Source organism: Serratia sp. HNCC26DJ244 (assembly GCF_057180565.1).
On sequence record NZ_JBXUGO010000004.1, the window covers coordinates 79,492 to 98,654 of the forward strand.

Sequence of the window (19,163 nt, forward strand, 5' to 3'; positions counted from 1 at the left end):
AAATAATTCGAGTTGCATGTAGGTGGCAAGTTCTATAGTCGCCAAGAACATAGGCTACTATGTGACTGGTGCGACAAGTCTGCCGGGAGCAGACTTGAACGCTGCTGGCAGCGGCCCCAGCAGGGGCGAGGCTCAGGACGAGCCGAGTATCTGAACACAGCCATCACCCATGCAACTTGAAGGATGACGAGTATAAATAAAATACTATGGATTGATTTTATTGATTTGTTTTACATCGATTTCCGCGCTACGCCAGTCTTTATCCACTTCACCTTGGATCTCAATCAAATCCTGTGGGGCGACGGTAACGCCTTTCCAATATTTATGGTCAATGTCGACAGTGATCGTACCACTGGCATCTTTGAATATATAGGTATCATCCGATACGCGTTCGATGATGTTGCCTTGCAATCTGACCCAAGTACCTTCGCGTTGCTCTTTGGCATTGGCGATTGTGGTGATGCTGTGATTTTTGTCAACAAAGCCACCGGCTTGTGCTGTGGTTTGTGGCCCAGAAAATCCCCCTTGCTGAGCGGCAAACACTGGAGCGGTAGATAAAGCAAAGATAACCGTGCTAATCGCGAATTTTTTCATCATGTTGATCCTTTCTGTTGGTTTTCACAGTGATTAAACCTCATAATTCTTAACGATTCCTTAAGGTGTCAAAAGAAAATATTTTGCTGTACATCTGCGTGATGAGTCGCTTTGATTGACACCGGAAGAGGTGTAATAAAGGAATACTGATGCGCATACTGCTGGTAGAAGATGACAGATTGATTGGTGATGGTATCAAAGTAGGGCTGACGCGCCTTGGCTTTAGCGTAGATTGGTTTACGTCGGGGCGTGAGGGGAAAAATGCGCTGTTCAGTGCGCCTTACGATGCCGTGATCCTCGATCTCACCTTACCTGAAATAGATGGCTTGGTTATTTTGCGCGAATGGCGAGAGAATAATCGCCAAGAACCCGTATTGATTCTCACCGCGCGTGATGCGTTGTCGCAACGGGTGGATGGTTTACGTTTAGGGGCGGACGATTATCTTTGCAAACCGTTTGCTTTGATCGAAGTCGCAACACGCTTGCAAGTATTGATTCGGCGCACTTATGGGCAGACACAAAGTGAACTTTCTCACGGCAAGGTTACGTTAGACCCAGTTCGGTTAATCGCCAGTTTTGATGGTGAGCCACTTATGCTAAAACCCAAAGAGTTTGCCTTGCTCGAATTGCTGCTACGTAACGCGGGCCGTGTACTGCCGCGCAAACTTATAGAAGAAAAACTTTATAGCTGGAACGATGATATCGCCAGTAATGCGATTGAGGTATACGTACACCATTTACGACGCAAACTGGGTAGTACCTTCATTCGCACAGTTCATGGTATTGGTTACACACTGGGGGAGGCATGAAACGGACACAACGGCTGAGCTTGCGTGTGCGTCTGACATTACTGTTTCTGTCGCTAGCTGTCGTCGCCTGGGGTTGCGCCAGCTTTGTGGCTTGGAAGCAGACGACGCATAAATTGAATGAGTTATTCGACACCCAACAGTTGTTGTTTGCCAAGCGTATCAGTGCAATGGACTTTAGTGGGTTGAATGCATCAAAGTCGGTAGTACATCCGATGAAAAAGGATACTGGCGGTTATTCGGACGACGATGCACTGGCTTTTGCTGTTTTTACCGCAGAAGGCAAACGCATCTTACATGATGGGGAAAATGGCGCGCAGATCCCTTGGCATTATCAACATGAAGGGTTTAAGGATGGACAGTTACAAGATGATGACGACAAATGGCGTTTTTTGTGGCTCAGCACGCCTGATAAACAACACCGGATTGTGGTAGGGCAGGAGAAAGAATACCGTACAGAGATGGCGCTGGAGATTATTTTGTCGCAACTGCAGCCTTGGCTTGTTGCGCTGCCCTTGATGTTTTTATCACTGATAATCCTGCTGAGTTGGGAACTACAGCCACTTAAGCAACTGGCCAATGCGCTACTTAACCGTGCAGCCGATGCCGACGAACCCCTGGATACCGAGCAGGTTCCAGGGGAGGTGCGCCCGCTGGTTGATGCACTTAACCAACTGTTTTCACGTATCCAGGCACTGATGCTGCGTGAACGCCGCTTTACTTCCGACGCTGCTCACGAACTACGTAGCCCACTTGCTGCATTAAAAGTACAGGCGGATGTCGCACAGTTGGTGATGGAGGATCAGCAGGCGCTTAAAAAAGCATTGTTGCAGATGAATACGGGTATTGAACGTGCGAGTCGGTTGGTGGAACAACTGCTTATACTGTCACGCCTAGATTCACTGGATCATTTGGAGGAAGTTCAGGCTATCGCAATGGCAGAACTTTTACAGTCGGCAGTGATGGATATTTACCCTGTAGCGCAACAGGCGGGCGTTGATATACACCTCAATCTGGCGGCAGATAATGGGCTTTACACCGGACAACCGTTATTGCTTGAGCTTCTGGTACGCAATCTGCTCGATAACGCCATCCGCTACAGTCCGTGCGGCAGTGTGGTTCAAGTGACGCTCGAGAAGCATCAGTTCAGGGTCAGTGACAATGGCCCCGGTGTCACTGAGGAGGTTTTAACGCGGTTAGGGGAGCGATTTTGGCGGCCACCAGGCCAAGTAAGCACCGGCAGTGGTTTGGGGCTGTCGATTGTTAAACGTATTGCAGCACTACATAAGATGAAGATTTGCTTTGGTCATGCGGCGCAGGGTGGTTTTGAGGTGATCGTGCGCTGGTAAATTTGTGCCATCGAGATCACATTGCTGTTATTGACATGGGTGATCCTTAAGCTAGGAGGTAATGATAACGTCAACGGGTCGTCGCTACCTACGAGAGAGATAATATCGTTATAGTTTAGCAAGTGATAAGCATAAACGAGAGTAAGTCTGAGAATGGGGACTGACGTCATAAGATGAGTAAGCAACAACCTTTGAAACGCACCGTTCTCCGGTTTTCACCGGATGATTATGATCAGCATGGTGTATTGCGTTTACCATGTTGGTTTTGGGGAGTATTAATTCTGCAGGCGCGTACCTGGATACTGTTTGTCATGGCAGGAGCGTCACGTGACCAAGGGGCTGGGTTACTGCAACTGTTCTACCCTGATACTCAGCGCTTTTGGTTTGGCATGTTGCTGGGGCTACCTGCTGCCCTGGCTTTTGTCATCAGTGGACGTCGTCAGCATTGGCCCCGTCTGTGGTGTTGCTGGCGCTGGGTCTTAGTCATTGCTGTGGCTGTTGCTCTACTGGGGTCAGCTTACGGCGTGTGGCAACAGCAAGAGATGAACGTCCCTCCGGTAGATATCCTCCTGGTGTTGCTTGATGCGTTGGCGCTGAGCTATCTATTACTGAATCAACGCTTGATAGTGTGCTTTTCCCAGCCGATGGAACCGAGTTGACGCAGGTCAGTGCACCTAGTGGGTGGCGGGGCTGACAATGGGGTGTCTGGTAACGGGGTTAATTGTTTTTTGGTGGCACTTTTCCCAATTTTTGTACTCCAAACTGGCAACTTACGCTAGAGCCCTGCGGTAATGGGGCTTAAGTCGCTAATCTGTACTCAAAATAATTCGCGTTTCTTGACAAAACGCTGTGTGTTTTGAACAGCGCTTGTGCTAGCTCCGAAGGAACGAGGCTCAGGAAGCGCTGAGTATCAGAGTGTAGCCAACACCCAAGTAACGTGGAGTATTAAAATTATGTTTTATATTAAGGAGTTATTGATGACTATTCGCCCGCTGTTATTAGGGCTGCCGCTGTTGCTGGCAGGGTGTTCTAGCAGTTCCAGCTTCTCTTGGCCTAGCTTCTCTTGGTCCAGCTTGTCACCGTTTAATTGGTTTGGTAGTAGCAGCATGGTGGTGAGTGAGAAAGGGGTCGGTGATATCACCGCGACAACACCGATGACAGCCTCAGCCATTAGCAAAGGCCTGCAGGATAACTATCCAATTCTGAGCGGTATGACTAGCTATCAAGGGCAAGTCGTTTCCTACTATCAAGCGATGGCGGGGAATGACGTCAAGCTGTTGATTACTGGGGAATTTAAAGGGTCGGTACAACGGATCGAGGTCATGGACAGTAAAGTGCCTACCGAATGGGGCAGTAAACTGGGCACACCATTTAGTGAGTTATTCAGCAAGGCTTATGGTGCGTGCAAAGCGGGTGAAGGTGATAATGCTGGCAAAGTCGAGTGCGTAGCCACTCAGAGTCGCCATGTCAGCTATGTATTTAACGGCCAATGGGCAGGTCCACAAGAGATTATTCCACCTGACAATATCCTGCAGAGTTGGACGGTAAGTAAAATTATCTGGCATGCGAAAGCACAATAATTTATCGCCGGGTTGCCGTTAACTGCTTTGTCTTCGGGTAGGGCTGCGTCTTTTACCAGGTATAGGGTGTAACGCATTTTTCGTAGGGAAATGATTTGCTTACGAATTTAGAAAGTTGAGGATAATGATATGACACAGGTTCAGAGCGGTATTCTGTTGGAGCATTGCCGGTTTGCTATTTTTCTCGAAGCCAGGCTGCAAGGGGAACTTGCCGAGGTACGTCAGGGCTGCAAACAGTTTTGTCAGGTGCTAGATGAGTTACAGCAGAAATTTCCTGATGCCCATTTAGGCGCAGTGGTCGCTTTTGGTTCTGAGATTTGGCATGCCCTTGCCAATGGTCAAGGTGCTAAAGAACTGAAGCCTTTCGTCCCGCTAGGCAAAGGGCTGGCACCGGCAACTCAGCGCGATATGTTGGTTCATATCCAGTCACTACGTCATGACGTCAATTTCACCTTGGCACAAGCGGCGTTAGCTGCTTTTGGTGCCGCGATCCATATTGAAGAAGAAACTCATGGGTTCCGCTGGGTGGAAGATCGTGATTTAAGTGGCTTTATTGATGGTACTGAAAACCCAAAAGGGGAACAGCGTGCCGAAGTTGCGGTGATTGGTGAAGGTGATGAGGATGCCGGCGGGAGTTACGTCCTGGTACAACGTTACGAGCATAATTTGGGTCGTCCATGGCAAGGGTTGACCACTGAACAGCAAGAAAAGGTGATTGGCCGCACCAAGCAAGATAGCGAGGAGCTGCCAGCGGATCAACGGCCAGATACTTCACATGTTAGCCGGGTAGATCTGAAAGAGGACGGGAAAGGGTTGAAAATCCTGCGTCAGAGCTTGCCTTATGGGACCGCCAGCGGCAAACATGGCCTCTATTTCATTGCCTACTGTGCTCGCTTGCATAATATAGAAAAACAGCTGTTGAGCATGTTTGGTGAGTTGGATGGCAAACATGATGCGGTGCTGCGTTTCAGTAAGCCAGTGACGGGCAGTTACTACTTTGCCCCTTCGTTAACCCGCTTGTTATCGCTTTAATCTCTTTCTTCGGAGCCAGTTTACTGGCTCCTGCTTGCTACTCTTCCTGCGTGGTACTCCTCCTGCTACCTACCGTGCGCCTTGCCTTATAGCGTTTGATGATGGTAAAGCACTAAACATTCTATAAAAGCGTTACAACTCTGCATCGAGTTATCCATACACTGGTCAATATAGAAACGTCGTTTTTCTGGTTTGATGGTGAGTGACAAGGTGCACAATGAAATATACCTGGATCCCAAATAGAGTGTTGAAAGGCTACTTGGCGGTGGTGTTATTGACCAGCAGTGGTATCGCCTCGGCAGTTGAATTACTTAACAGTTCTTATGATGTGTCGCGCGAATTGTTTGCAGCGCTCAACCCTGGTTTTGAACAACAGTGGAACCAGCAACACCCAAGCGACAAGTTAACCATCAAACAGTCTCATGGCGGTTCATCTAAACAGGCTTTGGCTATTTTGCAGGGGCTACGTGCTGATGTCGTGACCTATAACCAGGTGAGTGATGTACAGATTTTGCACGCTCGTGGGCAATTAATTCCTCAAAACTGGCAGCAGCGCTTGCCGAACAACAGTTCACCGTTCTATTCCACCATGGCATTTCTGGTACGTAAGGATAATCCCAAGGGGATTCACACCTGGGCTGATCTAGTACGTGACGACGTCAAGTTAGTGTTCCCAAACCCGAAGACTTCCGGCAATGGTCGTTACACTTACCTGGCTGCCTGGGGGGCCACCAGCCAAGCCACCGATCACAATCAGGCCGCAGTCCGTGAGTTTATGACCCGCTTGCTGAAAAATGTGGTGGTGTTTGACACCGGAGGCAGGGGAGCAACCACCACTTTTGTTGAACGTGGTTTGGGGGATGTGCTTATCAGTTTTGAATCTGAAGTGAATAACATCCGCAAACAATACGGTGAGGGGAACTATCAGGTCATCGTTCCTGACGTGAATATTTTAGCGGAGTTTCCGGTGGCCTGGGTGGACAAGAATGTTGAAAAAAACGGCACCGAAAACGTCGCCAAAGCCTATCTGAATTATCTCTACAGCCCCGCAGCGCAACAGATTATCAGCAGCTTTTATTACCGCGTCTATGACCCACAGGTGATGGCCGCAGCGAAAGGCCAGTTCCCGGCAACCCAACTATTTAGCGTTGAGGCGCAATTCGGTGGTTGGCCACAAGTGATGAGTACCCACTTTGCAACCGGTGGGGAGTTGGACCAACTGTTAGCAGCAGGGCGTAAGTGATGTTTTCTATAGCCAGCAAGCGAGTGTTACCCGGGTTCACTCTCAGCCTGGGGAGTAGCCTGCTTTACACTTGCCTGATTTTACTGTTGCCGCTCAGTGCATTGGTGATGCAATTGGCACAGATGAGCCTGGCACAGTATTGGCAGGTTATTACCCATCCTCAAGTGGTTGCCGCTTATCAAGTCACACTACTGGCTGCGGCGGTGGCCAGTATTTTTAATGCGTTATTTGGCATGTTGATGGCCTGGATCCTCACGCGCTATCAGTTTCCTGGCCGGGCTTTACTTGATGGGCTGATGGATTTGCCTTTTGCATTGCCGACGGCGGTGGCGGGCTTGACCCTGGCCGGGTTGTTTTCCACCACCGGTTGGTATGGTCAGTGGCTGGCGCATTTCGATATCAAGGTTTCCTTTACCTGGCTAGGGATAGCGGTGGCGATGGCGTTCACCAGTATTCCTTTTGTGGTGCGCACTGTGCAGCCAGTGTTGGAAGAGCTGGGCCCAGAATATGAAGAGGCAGCGGAAACCTTGGGAGCGAACCGTTGGCAGAGCTTTCGGTTGGTGGTTTTGCCTGAAGTGGCTCCTGCATTGTTAGCGGGTACGGCGCTGTCATTTACCCGTAGTCTCGGTGAGTTTGGCGCAGTGATCTTCATTGCAGGCAATATCGCCTGGAAAACGGAAGTAACTTCTTTGATGATTTTTGTGCGGTTACAGGAGTTCGACTACCCGGCGGCCAGTGCCATTGCCTCGGTGATTTTGGCGGTATCACTGCTGTTACTGTTTGCAATTAACACATTGCAGAGCCGCTTTGGTCGGCGGATTGGAGGGCGCTGATGGCCGATCTTATTGCTGTAGATGAGGCAACACGCCCGCGCATCAATGGGCTTAAATGGTTACTGATCTTGGTGGGCGTGCTGTTTTCGATCCTACTACTAGTAGTGCCGATGGCGATGATTTTCATTGAAGCATTCTCTTCGGGTATCGCTGCGGTAGGGCATAACCTGGCTGACCGGGACATGTTACATGCTATCTGGCTGACGCTGCTGGTGGCATTAATCACGGTTCCGGTCAATCTGCTGTTTGGTACCTTGCTGGCCTGGTTGGTGACACGTTTTACTTTCCCTGGCCGCCAGTTGCTGTTGACGCTGTTCGATATGCCGTTTGCTGTATCGCCGGTGGTGGCTGGCTTGTTGTATCTGCTGTTCTACGGCAGTAATGGGCCGCTAGGGGGTTGGCTTGAGGCCCATGACTTGCAATTGATGTTTGCCTGGCCCGGTATGGTGTTGGTAACGGTATTTGTCACCTGCCCGTTTGTGGTGCGCGAACTGGTGCCATTGATGATGAGCCAGGGAAGTCAGGAAGATGAAGCGGCAGTGTTGCTTGGCGCTTCTGGTTGGCAGATGTTTCGCCGCGTAACCCTGCCAAATATTCGTTGGGCGCTGTTGTATGGGGTGGTGCTGACCAATGCCCGCGCGATTGGTGAATTTGGTGCGGTCTCGGTGGTTTCCGGTGCCATTCGTGGTGAAACCTATACATTGCCGCTGCAGGTTGAATTACTGCATCAGGATTACAACACTGCAGGGGCATTTACGGCGGCGGCTTTGCTGACCTTAATGGCAATAGTGACACTATTTCTGAAAAGTGCCTTGCAATGGCGCTTGGCTCGTCAAAATATTCGTCTCGAACAGGAGGAACTATGAGTATTGAGATTGGTGGTATCAATAAGTTTTTTGGTCGTACCAAAGTATTGAACGATATCTCGCTGGTTATTCCTTCTGGTGAGATGGTGGCGTTATTGGGGCCTTCGGGTTCTGGCAAAACCACCTTGCTGCGCATTATCGCCGGGTTGGAAACCCAAAGTGGTGGCAAACTGGGGTTTCACGGTACCGATGTGAGCCGCATGCATGCGCGTGATCGCCGTGTCGGTTTTGTGTTTCAGCATTATGCCTTGTTTCGCCATATGACGGTGTTTGACAATATTGCCTTTGGTTTAACGGTGCTGCCACGCCGTGAGCGCCCGAATAGCACGGCAATCAAACAGCGGGTTGAGCAGTTGCTGGCAATGGTCCAACTGAGCCATTTAGCTAACCGCTATCCGTCCCAGCTTTCTGGTGGACAAAAACAGCGTGTGGCCTTGGCGCGTGCATTGGCCGTGGAACCGCAGATCCTGCTGTTGGATGAACCTTTTGGTGCCTTGGATGCCCAGGTGCGCAAAGAGCTGCGCACCTGGTTGCGCCAGTTGCATGAAGAGCTGAAATTTACCAGTGTGTTTGTCACCCACGATCAGGAAGAAGCGATGGAAGTAGCGGACCGCATTGTGGTGATGAGTCAGGGGAATATTGAGCAAGTCGGCTCCCCGGTTGAGATTATGCGTGAGCCTGCCAGCCGCTTTGTGCTGGAATTTATGGGGGAAGTGAATCGCCTGCATGGCGAAATTCGCGGGACCCAGCTGTTTGTTGGGGCTCACCATTGGCCACTCTCTTTCCAACCCATTTATCAGGGGCCGGTTGATCTGTTCTTACGCCCTTGGGAGATGGAGCTTAGCAGCAAAAGCAGTGAGCGCTGCCCATTACCGGTGCAAGTTTTGGAAGTGAGCCCCCGTGGTCACTTCTGGCAATTGACGGTACAACCGATAGGTTGGCATCAAGAGCCCATCACGGTGGTGTTACCAATCGGTCATATCACTCCCGCTCGTGGTGACCGCTACTATGTAGGGAGTCTTAATGCGCGCCTCTATGCCGGTGAACAACTATTACAACCGGTTGAGTTAGCCAAGATCGCCTGATAGTTTTTTGTTATCTCTATTTTAAGGCAACCTCAGGTTGCCTTTTACATGATATGGGCAATAAGAGTGACGATTCTGGAACAATGCATTGGCAATACGCCATTAGTAAAACTACAACGCTTGGCTGAAGGTTCAGGCAGTGAAATCTGGGTTAAACTGGAAGGGAATAACCCAGCAGGTTCGGTGAAAGATCGTGCCGCACTGGCGATGATCCAGCAAGCGGAACAGTGTGGTGGGCTTAAACCCGGGCATCAGATTATTGAAGCAACCAGTGGCAATACCGGGATCGCACTGGCAATGATTTGTGCGATGAAGGGGTACGCCCTGAAATTAATCATGCCGGATAATATGAGCATCGAACGCCAGGCGGCGATGAAAGCTTATGGTGCCGAGCTGATACTGGTGACCCGAGAGCAAGGGATGGAAGGGGCACGAGATCTGGCGCTGGAAATGCAACAACAAGGGCTAGGGGTGGTGCTGGATCAGTTTAATAACCTGGCTAACCCCTATGCGCATTTTACCACCACTGGCCCAGAAATTTGGCAGCAGAGCGCGGGTCGTATCACCCATTTTGTCTCCAGTATGGGAACCACCGGCACCATTACCGGGGTGGGGGAATACCTGAAAAGCCAAAACCCGCAGGTACAAATTATCGGGTTACAACCTGCGCCCGGCAGCAGTATTCCGGGTATTCGCCGCTGGTCACCGGGCTACATGCCGGGGATTTTCCGCCCGGAGTTGGTCGATCAGGTGCTGGATATGAGCCAAAGTGACGCAGAGCAAACCATGCGCCAATTAGCTCAGCAGGAAGGGATCTTTTGTGGTGTCAGTTCTGGTGGCGCAGTTGCGGGTGCATTGCGTATGGCGCAGGGCAACCCCGGTAGTGTGATTGTGGCGATTATCTGTGATCGTGGCGATCGCTACCTCTCTACGGGTGTCTTTGATTAACGGTTTGTTAGTACTGGGGGGCCCAATATTTACTTTTTTGGACAGGGGTAAGAACAGGGCTCAGCGCAGTTGATCTTAAACGTAGTGGGAGTTGAGTAGGGCGGGGATATAAATTTAAACCCCATGTAAACATGGGGTTTAGTGACATTACGACAGACGACAGTTACTTCTTGATGCGGATAATCGGGGTTTCGCCCACAACTACGCTACCGGACAGTTTGATCAACTCTTTGATCTCATCCATGTTGGAGATAACAACTGGCGTCAAGGTTGATTTAGCTTTCTCTTCCAACAGCGGCAGATCAAACTCGATCACCACATCCCCTTTCTTGACACGTTGGCCTTCTTCCGCGATGCGCTTAAAGCCTTCGCCTTTCAGCTCTACAGTGTCAATACCAAAGTGAACAAACAGCTCAATACCGCTGTCGGATTCGATAGAAAACGCATGGTTGGTTTCGAAAATTTTACCGATGGTCCCATCCACTGGGGCGACCATCTTGTTGCCAGCGGGTTTGATAGCAATACCATCACCAACGATTTTCTCAGCGAATACTACATCTGGTACATCTTCGATATTGACGATTTCGCCAGAAATTGGAGCAACGATCTCAATTGTGCCGGTATCTTTTTTGTCATCAGAAACCAGAGATTTCAGTTTATCGAACAACCCCATGATCTTCTCCTAAGTATTAAATTGGGCGGCTTTCCAGTGTCGTAGCAGTTTAGCAGCGTGTATTTTCTTCGATGAATTTATCTACGCAATCCATCAATTCTTTCGCCGTGGGTTGTGCCAAGGCTTGCGCGGCTAATGCTTTCACATCTTCGAAGTTCGTGTTACGAATAATTTTCTTGATGCGTGGGATTGAAATCGAACTCATACTGAATTCATCCAGCCCCATGCCCAATAACAACAGTGTAGCACGCTCATCCCCCGCAAGCTCACCACACATACCGGTCCACTTGCCTTGCGCATGAGATGCGTCAATGACCTGTTTAATCAGACCTAATACAGATGGAGACATCGGGTTGTAAAGATGAGAAATCAGCTCATTACCGCGATCTACCGCTAGAGTATACTGGGTAAGATCGTTTGTCCCAATACTAAAGAAGTCAACTTCCTTCGCCAGATGGTGAGCAACCACAGCAGCAGCTGGTGTTTCGACCATCACACCCACTTCAATGGATTCGTCAAACTCTTTGCCTTCCTGCCGTAGTTGCGCCTTCAAGGTTTCCAATTCGCCTTTCAGGTCGCGCACTTCTTCAACTGAGATGATCATGGGGAACATGATACGCAGTTTACCAAATGCAGAAGCTCGCAGAATAGCGCGCAGTTGTGCGTGCAGGATTTCCCGGCGGTCCATCGCGATGCGGATCGCACGCCAGCCAAGGAATGGGTTCTCTTCCTTTGGCAGGTTCATATACGGTAAGTCTTTATCACCACCGATATCCATGGTACGGACGATCACTGCCTGAGAGCCCATGGCTTGTGCAACCGCTTTATACGCCAGGAACTGTTCATCTTCTGTTGGCAGAGAATCGCGGTCCATAAACAGAAACTCGGTACGATACAGGCCGACACCTTCCGCGCCGTTACGCTCAGCACCCGCGACATCACGCACGGTACCAATGTTAGCGCAGACTTCAACCTGGTGCCCATCCAGCGTGATGGCTGGCAGGTCTTTCAGTTTAGCCAACTCGTTTTTTTCAGAGACGTATTGATTGTGAATAGCTTTAAGCTGTTCGATAACATCTGCTGTGGGGTTGACGTAAATATGGTTATTGACGGCATCCAGGATCAGATAATCGTCATTTTTCACCTGCGTAGTCACGTCGCTGGTGCCGACGATAGCCGGTAATTCCAAAGAACGCGCCATGATCGAGGTGTGAGAAGTCCGGCCCCCCAGGTCAGTAATAAAACCCAGTACTTTATCCAGGTTTAATTGTGCAGTTTCGGAAGGGGTCAGGTCAGCAGCCACCAGAATGACTTGGTCCTGAATGGCGCTTAAATCGACAATGGGCATACCCAGGATATTGCGCAACAAACGCTTGCCAATATCGCGCACATCGGCTGCGCGCTCTTTCAGGTACTCATCATCCAGTTCTTCCAGTGCTTTCGCCTGGCCTTCGATCACGTTGTAAGCCGCAGCATCAGCAGAGGCCAGATTGTCTTTGATGAGGGCTATGATTTCCTGTTCAAGTTCTTCGTCTTCCAACAGCATGATGTGGCCTTCGAAGATAGCTTCTTTCTCTTCGCCGAAGGTCTCGCCCGCTTTGGTCTTGATCACCTCCAACTGTTCAGAAGCCTTGGCTCGGCCAGCCAGAAAACGTGAGACCTCTTGTTCAACCTGGTCCGCCGAGATTTTTTTCCGGTTGATGACAATCTCATCTTCTTTCAGTAAGAGCGCCTTACCAAAAGCAATACCCGGTGATACTAAAATGCCTGAAATCATAACCCTACCTTACTCATGACTGGTGTTAACTAAAAAGACGAGCTGTTTATTCAAGCTCTGCCATCAGTTTTACCAAATGCTCAACGGCTTTTTGCTCATCTTCACCGGTGGCTTCGATGGTGACTACGGTCCCTTGAGTCAGACCCAGCGTTTGCAGTTTAAACAGACTTTTGGCGCTAGCGCTTTTGCCATTGGAAGTCACAGAAATGTCAGACACGAAGCCTTTGGCTTCTTTAACGAACTGAGCAGCAGGGCGGGTATGCAGACCATTAGGTGCGGTGATAGTAACTTCTTGCTGGAACATTGGTATTTCCCCAACTTATTAGGATTAATGTTGTGGAGCTAAAGTTTAGCCTGAAGGCGTCATTTTAGCTTGTCTGTTTAGCGCCTGACTATGTTGTTACAGGGGCAAGGGTTGATGCAACAAAAAACGACGCTTTAGGCAGTTCAGATCAAAAAACTTAACTTGCGACGTCGTTTGAATCAGCTTCTTATTATGCCGTGTTTTCTACTGAAGCGACAAATGGGTAAATCGATTCAGCTGAAACAATAGCAGGAAGGCGATTAATTTTATGCACCAAAATAATTGCTCGGTTAAATACTAAAGCCAGCCGCTAAAAGCAATCTTCAAGTAGTGTAAACTTTGAAGTAGACCACAAAAAAGCACCCGAAAGGATGCTTTTTGAGCGTTTTTTGAGCCATTTAGTCTATTGCTGTAACTCTTGTTCGGTAAACAAATCGGCGAATAGCGCAGTGCTTAAATAACGTTCACCCGAGGAAGGCAGAATAACCACAATGGTCTTGTCAGCAAAATCTGGCTCTGCGGCGAGTTTGGCTGCGGCTGCGACGGCGGCCCCTGATGAAATCCCCGCCAGTATGCCTTCTTCTTCCATTAACCGCCGAGCCATGGCAATTGCATCATCGTTAGTGACTTGTTCAACGCGATCTATCAGGCTCAGGTCCAGGTTATCTGGAATGAAACCGGCACCGATGCCTTGGATTTTGTGTGGACCGGGTTTGATTTCAGCACCAGCTCGTGCCTGGCTGATTACGGGTGAGTCAGTGGGTTCAACCGCTACACTGATAATCGCCTTGCCTTGCGTGTTCTTGATGTAACGGCTGACGCCAGTCAAGGTGCCACCGGTGCCAACGCCGGCGATAAACACATCGACTTTGCCGTCGGTATCTGCCCAGATTTCAGGCCCAGTGGTTTTTTCATGAATCGCTGGGTTGGCGGGGTTACTGAACTGTTGCAGCAAGATATAGCGGCCAGGATCGGTTGCCACAATCTCTTCGGCTTTGGCTATCGCCCCTTTCATGCCTTTAGCACCTTCCGTCAGCACCAGTTTGGCACCCAGGGCTTTGAGCAGTTTACGACGCTCAATACTCATGGTTTCAGGCATGGTCAAGGTTAACGGATAACCGCGAGCAGCGGCGACAAAAGCCAGTGCAATCCCGGTGTTACCGCTGGTAGGTTCGACCAGTTCTTTACCCGGGGTTAGAATGCCGCGTTTTTCGGCATCCCAGATCATATTGGCACCGATACGGCATTTGACACTGAAACTCGGGTTACGAGACTCAACTTTGGCGAGAATACGCCCGTTGCCGATACGGTTCAGGCGAACCAGCGGCGTATGGCCGATTGTTAATGAGTTATCTTCATATATCTTGCTCATAGCCCTTCCTTTAACTCTATGAAAATTTAGGGAACATACAGAGCATACGCTAACTCTGCCAGCAGGGAAGAAAGGAATTGCTATAACGATATGTTATTAAGAAATAAGTTTTATACCCCTAATCATTCGCGCTGTAACGGAGTTAGTAGCAATGCAAATAAACCTGGTTGCTTATCCGACAAGCTACAGTGAGACTACCGTGATGTTGGGCATTAACTACAACGTCTAATTGGGTACTTTTTCTCCCTGTCAGCGCGTTATCGGCTGCGGACAGGGAGAAAATATGCGTTTTTGTCAGTTCCTTCCTTTGGTCGACTTTATGGCACTCTCCATACCACAGAGTCTCTAGCGGACGAATTGCGCACGATAGTGGTCCACCCACATTGCCGTTGCACCACATACCGCGACGGGCAGGATCACCAGATTGAGGATCGGGATCATGGTGAAGAGGCTCACCAAGGCACCAAACTGCAGATTATCGGCTCTGCGTGCACGCAAGGCTTTGCGCATATCGGCAAAACTGATTTTGTGGTTATCAAAAGGGTAGTCACAGTATTGAATTGCTAACATCCAGGCACTGAACAGAAACCATAATAGCGGTGCGACGGTTTGGCCGATGCCTGGTACGAAAAAAAGCAATACCAGGACTAACGCACGTGGCAGGTAGTACATCAGTTTGCGCCACTCACGGGACATGATACGTGGCAGATCTTTAACGATCCCAAGTATACCGGTGTCCGGCAGAGGTTGACCGGTGAGGCTTTTTTCCAACTGTTCCGCCAGTAAACCGCAAAACGGTGCGGAGATCAGGTTGGTGATGGTGCTGAACAGATAGCTGAATACCAATAAAACTGTCACCACCGTCAGTGGCCAGAGCAAGTAGCTTAACCATTGCAACCAGCTCGGTATATGGCTCATGAGGCTTGGGATCCACTGGCCTAACTGGCTGAATAGCCACCAGAAAGCGGACCCCATCAGCAGCACATTGACCAGCAATGGTAAGACGACATAGCGTTTGATCCCCGGGCGTGAAATCAGTCGCCACCCTTCGGTAAAATAATGTATACCGCTGTGGGGTTTGGCTGGAGGCTGCATATAGGACATGTTAAGTTTATCTCTTCATCTGAATGGGCAGCGCTATCATATCGGGATGAGTTTTTTCTTGCTAGGGTGTGATTGGCTGAAAAAGAAGCAAAAAAATGCAATATCATCATCTTTATGGTCATAAAGTTCAGTCCGGGCTTGCACTTGTGCCTGCAGGCAAATAAAGTTAAAGAGTGAATGTTTGCCGTGGTGGCAATGTATCGAAACAACTAGAGATAGCAATGATGCAGGATTTGCGTCTTATATTAATCGTTGTTGGCGCGATCGCCATAATAGCGTTGTTATTGCATGGGTTGTGGACCAGCCGTAAAGAACGCTCGTCAATTTTTCGTGATCGCCCAATAAAACGTGCCAAAAACGAGCGTGAGCTAACCCCACTTGATGATCCTGACGAAGGCGTAGGAGAGGTTCGTATTCGTTCCACTCGTTCGCAGAGTGAGCCGACAATAGGGCGTTTTGATACGGAACACGAAGAACCCGCGATCTCCCCACAGACCGTTGACTCCTCTTCGTCAGACATATATCAGTCTGAGCCATTGGCAGCGCAGCAGGATAATGGTGATATTCTGCTGGATAACTACGGGCAGAATGACGACGCTCATCAGCAGCCGTTATCAGCATCACATCGTGAGCCTCAGCGTGAAGATTTATCGCCAGTCTCCCAGCCAACGGAACCGCTGCATCAGTCTAAAGCAGAAACAAAAGTGGCTGAAGTATCACCGTCCTCACAGCCGGCTCAAGAACCGGTAAAATCAGCAAAACGGGCAGAGACAGTTCTGGTGTTGCATGTATCGGCACATCATGGGGGCCTGATTGGCGGTGAGTTGTTGCTACAGAGCATCTTGCAGGCGGGTTTTCAGTTTGGCGAAATGGGCATTTTCCACCGTCATATCAGCCCGGCCGGGAGTGGCCCTGTGTTATTCAGCTTAGCTAATATGGTCAAACCGGGTTCTTTTGATCCTGAAGCCATGTCAGACTTTTCTACACCGGGTGTATCAATATTTATGATGGTGCCGTCTTATGGTGACGCCAGTCAAAATTTCAAGCTGATGCTGCAGTCGGCCCAGCGTATTGCTGATGATGTCGGTGGTGTGGTATTGGATGATGAACGCCATCTGATGACACCACAAAAGTTGGAAACCTATAAAGCCCGCATCCGAGCAGTGTTGGAAAGCAGGTCCTGATAAATTGCAGCGTTCCCCCATTCCTGATGGGGGGCGTGACTGACAACTAGGGTGAGCCAACGGGTATCGTGGTGCAAATCTTCGATAGTTTGCTGGCAAAACTGTTCTTTTGTTAACAACTCTAAACCTCCGCCAGCCGGGGGTTTTTTATCTTTAATGGTGGGTCATGGCCTCGATTAACGAAACAATCAATCAACTACGAACCTCATTACGCCACCACGAATATCAGTATCACGTACTTGATGCACCACAGATCCCAGATGCGGAATATGATCGCCTGATGCATCAACTGCGTGAGTTGGAAGCGGCACATCCAGAACTGGTCACCGCAGACTCACCCACACAACGAGTCGGTGCGGCACCGTTGACCGCCTTTGAACAGGTGCGCCATGAAGTTCCGATGTTGTCGTTGGATAACGTTTTTGATGAAGAGAGCTATCTGGCATTTTACAAGCGTGTGCAGGATCGCTTGAAAAGCAGTGAAGCGCTAACCTTTTGTTGTGAGCTGAAGCTGGATGGGTTGGCGGTGAGTCTGCTGTATGAGAATGGTGAGCTAGTACAAGCGGCCACTCGTGGCGATGGTACCACCGGCGAGAACATTACTGCCAATGTGCGTACTATCCGCGCCATTCCGCTGCGTTTGACTGGAGCCGATATTCCACGCCGCTTAGAAGTGCGCGGTGAAGTGTTTATGCCACAGGCCGGTTTTGAACAGATGAACCAGGAGGCACGGCGTAAAGACGGAAAGATTTTCGCCAATCCGCGTAATGCGGCTGCAGGTTCACTGCGTCAGCTTGATCCACGCATTACCGCCAAGCGACCGTTGACCTTTTTTTGTTACGGGGTAGGGGTGCTGGAAGGGGGCGAATTGCCGCGCAGCCATTGGCAACGCCTGATGCAATTCAGAGACTGGGGGTTGCCTGTCAGTAATCAAGTCAAACTTTGTACTGGCAGTGCAGAGGTGCTGGCATTTTATCACCAGGTAGAAGCAGCGCGTTCTCATCTTGGCTTTGATATTGATGGTGTGGTGGTCAAGGTTGATGATATCGACTTGCAGGAAGCCTTGGGTTTTGTTGCCCGGGCACCACGTTGGGCGACGGCATTCAAATTTCCGGCACAAGAACAGATTACGCTAGTGCGCGAAGTGGAGTTCCAGGTTGGCCGTACTGGGGCCATCACGCCAGTGGCACGTTTGGAACCGGTACAGGTGGCGGGTGTGGTGGTCAGCAATGCCACATTACATAATGCCGATGAAATTGAACGCCTCGGCCTGCGTATTGGCGACACCGTGATTGTGCGTCGTGCGGGGGATGTGATCCCGCAAGTGGTGGGGGTGATAACAGAAAACCGCCCACTGGATGCGCGTGAAGTGGTGTTTCCATGCCATTGCCCGGTTTGTGGGTCTGATATCGAACGGGTAGAAGGGGAAGCGGTTGCTCGTTGTACCGGTGGTTTGTTCTGTGCCGCTCAGCGCAAAGAAGCATTGAAGCATTTTGTTTCCCGTCGTGCGCTGGATGTTGATGGTATGGGCGATAAAATCATCGAACAACTGGTGGATAAAGAGTATGTCAAAAATCCGGCTGATCTGTTCCATCTTTCGGCGGGTTTGCTCACCGGTTTGGATCGAATGGGGCCTAAATCCGCACAGAACCTGGTTAATGCATTAGAGGCTGCCAAACAAACCACCTTTGCTCGCTTCCTGTATGCGCTTGGTATTCGTGAGGTGGGTGAAGCGACAGCAGCCAATCTGGCGGCACATTTTGGTTCGTTAGAAAGCCTGCAAGCGGCAACCTTGGATTCGCTAAAACAGGTGCCAGATGTTGGGGAGATCGTAGCACGTCATGTGGTGAATTTCTTTGCTGAAGCGCATAACCAACAGGTGATTGCCGAGCTGATCAGCCCAGCGGTAGGTATTCATTGGCCAGCGCCGGTGGTGATTGTTGCCGAAGAGATAGACAGCCCGTTCGCCGGTAAAACCGTGGTGTTGACAGGCTCGCTCAGCCAGCTTTCTCGCGATGAAGCTAAAGATCGACTCACGGCGTTAGGTGCCAAGGTCAGCGGAAGTGTTTCTAAAAAAACTGATCTGGTGATTGCTGGTGAGGCAGCCGGTTCCAAGTTGGCCAAGGCTCAGGAGCTGGGTATCAAGGTGATCGACGAAGCGGAAATGATCCGCCTGTTAGGTGCCTGATGGAAAAAGAGAACCTGATTGAGATCGCCAACACCATTATGCCTTTTGGTAAGTATCAGGGCAGGGCATTGATTGATTTACCGGAGGAGTATCTGCTGTGGTTTGCCCGCAAGGGTGAATTTCCCAATGGTAAGTTGGGCATGCTGATGGAAATGACGCTGGCGATTAAAATTGAAGGATTGGACTATCTGGTTAAACCGTTGAAGAGAAACCCACCGCAGTAAT

General features: G+C 49.9%; 19 protein-coding genes. 13 read left to right on the top strand and 6 right to left on the bottom strand.

The features are described 5' to 3' along the window. Positions 1 to 204: 204 nt before the first annotated feature. On the bottom strand, positions 205 to 594 hold the full coding sequence (locus AC2A06_RS04785) for a YgiW/YdeI family stress tolerance OB fold protein (protein ID WP_484379628.1): 390 nt from the start codon (positions 592 to 594) through the stop codon (positions 205 to 207). A gap of 149 nt (positions 595 to 743) precedes the next feature. On the opposite strand from AC2A06_RS04785, the gene qseB reads away from it, so the two are divergent. The 10 genes from qseB to cysM all read left to right on the top strand — a co-directional run bounded on the left by qseB (position 744) and on the right by cysM (position 10,336). Continuing rightward, complete coding sequence (gene qseB / locus AC2A06_RS04790; RefSeq protein ID WP_484379540.1) at positions 744 to 1,403, top strand: quorum sensing response regulator transcription factor QseB; 660 nt, start codon at positions 744 to 746, stop codon at positions 1,401 to 1,403. Then, positions 1,400 to 2,749 (top strand): quorum sensing histidine kinase QseC, encoded by a 1,350-nt coding sequence (gene qseC, locus AC2A06_RS04795; protein WP_484379541.1) that lies wholly within the window; start codon positions 1,400 to 1,402, stop codon positions 2,747 to 2,749. Before qseB ends, qseC begins: the two co-directional genes overlap by 4 nt. Before the next feature lie 173 nt (positions 2,750 to 2,922). Further along, positions 2,923 to 3,408: a DUF2919 domain-containing protein gene (locus AC2A06_RS04800; RefSeq protein ID WP_484379542.1), complete on the top strand. Its 486-nt coding sequence runs from the start codon at positions 2,923 to 2,925 to the stop codon at positions 3,406 to 3,408. 318 nt (positions 3,409 to 3,726) lie between these two features. Then, the gene (locus AC2A06_RS04805; protein WP_484379543.1) at positions 3,727 to 4,329 is read left to right on the top strand and encodes an RpoE-regulated lipoprotein; all 603 of its coding nucleotides are present in this window, start codon (positions 3,727 to 3,729) and stop codon (positions 4,327 to 4,329) included. A 129-nt stretch (positions 4,330 to 4,458) separates the two neighbouring features. Then, positions 4,459 to 5,361, top strand: coding sequence for a Dyp-type peroxidase (locus tag AC2A06_RS04810; protein WP_484379544.1), 903 nt, complete (start codon positions 4,459 to 4,461; stop codon positions 5,359 to 5,361). Positions 5,362 to 5,578: 217 nt separating this feature from the next. After that, a complete protein-coding gene (locus AC2A06_RS04815) occupies positions 5,579 to 6,604 on the top strand; it encodes a sulfate ABC transporter substrate-binding protein (RefSeq protein WP_484379545.1) in 1,026 nt (341 codons plus the stop codon). Next, on the top strand, positions 6,604 to 7,437 hold the full coding sequence (cysT, locus tag AC2A06_RS04820) for a sulfate/thiosulfate ABC transporter permease CysT (RefSeq protein WP_023492613.1): 834 nt from the start codon (positions 6,604 to 6,606) through the stop codon (positions 7,435 to 7,437). Before AC2A06_RS04815 ends, cysT begins: the two co-directional genes overlap by 1 nt. Further along, a complete protein-coding gene (cysW, locus tag AC2A06_RS04825; protein WP_023492614.1) occupies positions 7,437 to 8,303 on the top strand; it encodes a sulfate/thiosulfate ABC transporter permease CysW in 867 nt (288 codons plus the stop codon). The genes cysT and cysW overlap by 1 nt, the downstream gene beginning before the upstream one ends. Then, positions 8,300 to 9,388, top strand: coding sequence for a sulfate/thiosulfate ABC transporter ATP-binding protein CysA (gene cysA, locus AC2A06_RS04830; protein WP_484379546.1), 1,089 nt, complete (start codon positions 8,300 to 8,302; stop codon positions 9,386 to 9,388). Before cysW ends, cysA begins: the two co-directional genes overlap by 4 nt. 66 nt (positions 9,389 to 9,454) lie before the next feature. Then, positions 9,455 to 10,336, top strand: a complete 882-nt coding sequence (gene cysM, locus AC2A06_RS04835) for a cysteine synthase CysM (RefSeq protein ID WP_484379547.1) — start codon at positions 9,455 to 9,457, stop codon at positions 10,334 to 10,336. Positions 10,337 to 10,499: 163 nt separating this feature from the next. On the opposite strand, the gene crr is transcribed toward cysM, so the two are convergent. From crr to cysZ, 5 genes are all read right to left on the bottom strand, one after another. Continuing rightward, the gene (gene crr, locus AC2A06_RS04840) at positions 10,500 to 11,009 is read right to left on the bottom strand and encodes a PTS glucose transporter subunit IIA (RefSeq protein ID WP_023491068.1); all 510 of its coding nucleotides are present in this window, start codon (positions 11,007 to 11,009) and stop codon (positions 10,500 to 10,502) included. A 49-nt stretch (positions 11,010 to 11,058) separates the two neighbouring features. Next, entirely contained in the window at positions 11,059 to 12,786 is a 1,728-nt protein-coding gene (ptsI, locus tag AC2A06_RS04845) for a phosphoenolpyruvate-protein phosphotransferase PtsI (RefSeq protein WP_023491069.1), read from the bottom strand. A 46-nt stretch (positions 12,787 to 12,832) separates the two neighbouring features. Further along, positions 12,833 to 13,090 (bottom strand): phosphocarrier protein Hpr, encoded by a 258-nt coding sequence (gene ptsH, locus AC2A06_RS04850; protein ID WP_023491070.1) that lies wholly within the window; start codon positions 13,088 to 13,090, stop codon positions 12,833 to 12,835. 403 nt (positions 13,091 to 13,493) lie between these two features. Continuing rightward, positions 13,494 to 14,462, bottom strand: coding sequence for a cysteine synthase A (cysK, locus tag AC2A06_RS04855; RefSeq protein ID WP_484379548.1), 969 nt, complete (start codon positions 14,460 to 14,462; stop codon positions 13,494 to 13,496). 345 nt (positions 14,463 to 14,807) lie between these two features. After that, on the bottom strand, positions 14,808 to 15,566 hold the full coding sequence (gene cysZ / locus AC2A06_RS04860) for a sulfate transporter CysZ (RefSeq protein ID WP_484379549.1): 759 nt from the start codon (positions 15,564 to 15,566) through the stop codon (positions 14,808 to 14,810). A 221-nt stretch (positions 15,567 to 15,787) separates the two neighbouring features. On the opposite strand from cysZ, the gene zipA reads away from it, so the two are divergent. From zipA to AC2A06_RS04875, 3 genes are all read left to right on the top strand, one after another. Continuing rightward, positions 15,788 to 16,750 (top strand): cell division protein ZipA, encoded by a 963-nt coding sequence (zipA, locus tag AC2A06_RS04865; RefSeq protein WP_484379550.1) that lies wholly within the window; start codon positions 15,788 to 15,790, stop codon positions 16,748 to 16,750. Positions 16,751 to 16,916: 166 nt separating this feature from the next. Next, complete coding sequence (ligA, locus tag AC2A06_RS04870) at positions 16,917 to 18,938, top strand: NAD-dependent DNA ligase LigA (RefSeq protein WP_484379551.1); 2,022 nt, start codon at positions 16,917 to 16,919, stop codon at positions 18,936 to 18,938. Next, positions 18,938 to 19,162, top strand: coding sequence for a DUF3820 family protein (locus tag AC2A06_RS04875; protein WP_023491077.1), 225 nt, complete (start codon positions 18,938 to 18,940; stop codon positions 19,160 to 19,162). The genes ligA and AC2A06_RS04875 overlap by 1 nt, the downstream gene beginning before the upstream one ends. Position 19,163: the final 1 nt, after the last annotated feature.

Excerpts from the sequence above, each read along its gene's own strand:
- AC2A06_RS04785 (WP_484379628.1), bottom strand. The coding sequence starts at position 594 with ATGAAAAAATTCGCGATTAGCACGGTTATCTTTGCTTTATCTACCGCT.
- qseB (WP_484379540.1), top strand. The coding sequence starts at position 744 with ATGCGCATACTGCTGGTAGAAGATGACAGATTGATTGGTGATGGTATC.
- qseC (WP_484379541.1), top strand. The coding sequence starts at position 1,400 with ATGAAACGGACACAACGGCTGAGCTTGCGTGTGCGTCTGACATTACTG.
- AC2A06_RS04800 (WP_484379542.1), top strand. The coding sequence starts at position 2,923 with ATGAGTAAGCAACAACCTTTGAAACGCACCGTTCTCCGGTTTTCACCG.
- AC2A06_RS04805 (WP_484379543.1), top strand. The coding sequence starts at position 3,727 with ATGACTATTCGCCCGCTGTTATTAGGGCTGCCGCTGTTGCTGGCAGGG.
- AC2A06_RS04810 (WP_484379544.1), top strand. The coding sequence starts at position 4,459 with ATGACACAGGTTCAGAGCGGTATTCTGTTGGAGCATTGCCGGTTTGCT.
- AC2A06_RS04815 (WP_484379545.1), top strand. The coding sequence starts at position 5,579 with ATGAAATATACCTGGATCCCAAATAGAGTGTTGAAAGGCTACTTGGCG.
- cysT (WP_023492613.1), top strand. The coding sequence starts at position 6,604 with ATGTTTTCTATAGCCAGCAAGCGAGTGTTACCCGGGTTCACTCTCAGC.
- cysW (WP_023492614.1), top strand. The coding sequence starts at position 7,437 with ATGGCCGATCTTATTGCTGTAGATGAGGCAACACGCCCGCGCATCAAT.
- cysA (WP_484379546.1), top strand. The coding sequence starts at position 8,300 with ATGAGTATTGAGATTGGTGGTATCAATAAGTTTTTTGGTCGTACCAAA.
- crr (WP_023491068.1), bottom strand. The coding sequence starts at position 11,009 with ATGGGGTTGTTCGATAAACTGAAATCTCTGGTTTCTGATGACAAAAAA.
- ptsI (WP_023491069.1), bottom strand. The coding sequence starts at position 12,786 with ATGATTTCAGGCATTTTAGTATCACCGGGTATTGCTTTTGGTAAGGCG.
- ptsH (WP_023491070.1), bottom strand. The coding sequence starts at position 13,090 with ATGTTCCAGCAAGAAGTTACTATCACCGCACCTAATGGTCTGCATACC.
- cysK (WP_484379548.1), bottom strand. The coding sequence starts at position 14,462 with ATGAGCAAGATATATGAAGATAACTCATTAACAATCGGCCATACGCCG.
- cysZ (WP_484379549.1), bottom strand. The coding sequence starts at position 15,566 with ATGTCCTATATGCAGCCTCCAGCCAAACCCCACAGCGGTATACATTAT.
- zipA (WP_484379550.1), top strand. The coding sequence starts at position 15,788 with ATGATGCAGGATTTGCGTCTTATATTAATCGTTGTTGGCGCGATCGCC.
- ligA (WP_484379551.1), top strand. The coding sequence starts at position 16,917 with ATGGCCTCGATTAACGAAACAATCAATCAACTACGAACCTCATTACGC.
- AC2A06_RS04875 (WP_023491077.1), top strand. The coding sequence starts at position 18,938 with ATGGAAAAAGAGAACCTGATTGAGATCGCCAACACCATTATGCCTTTT.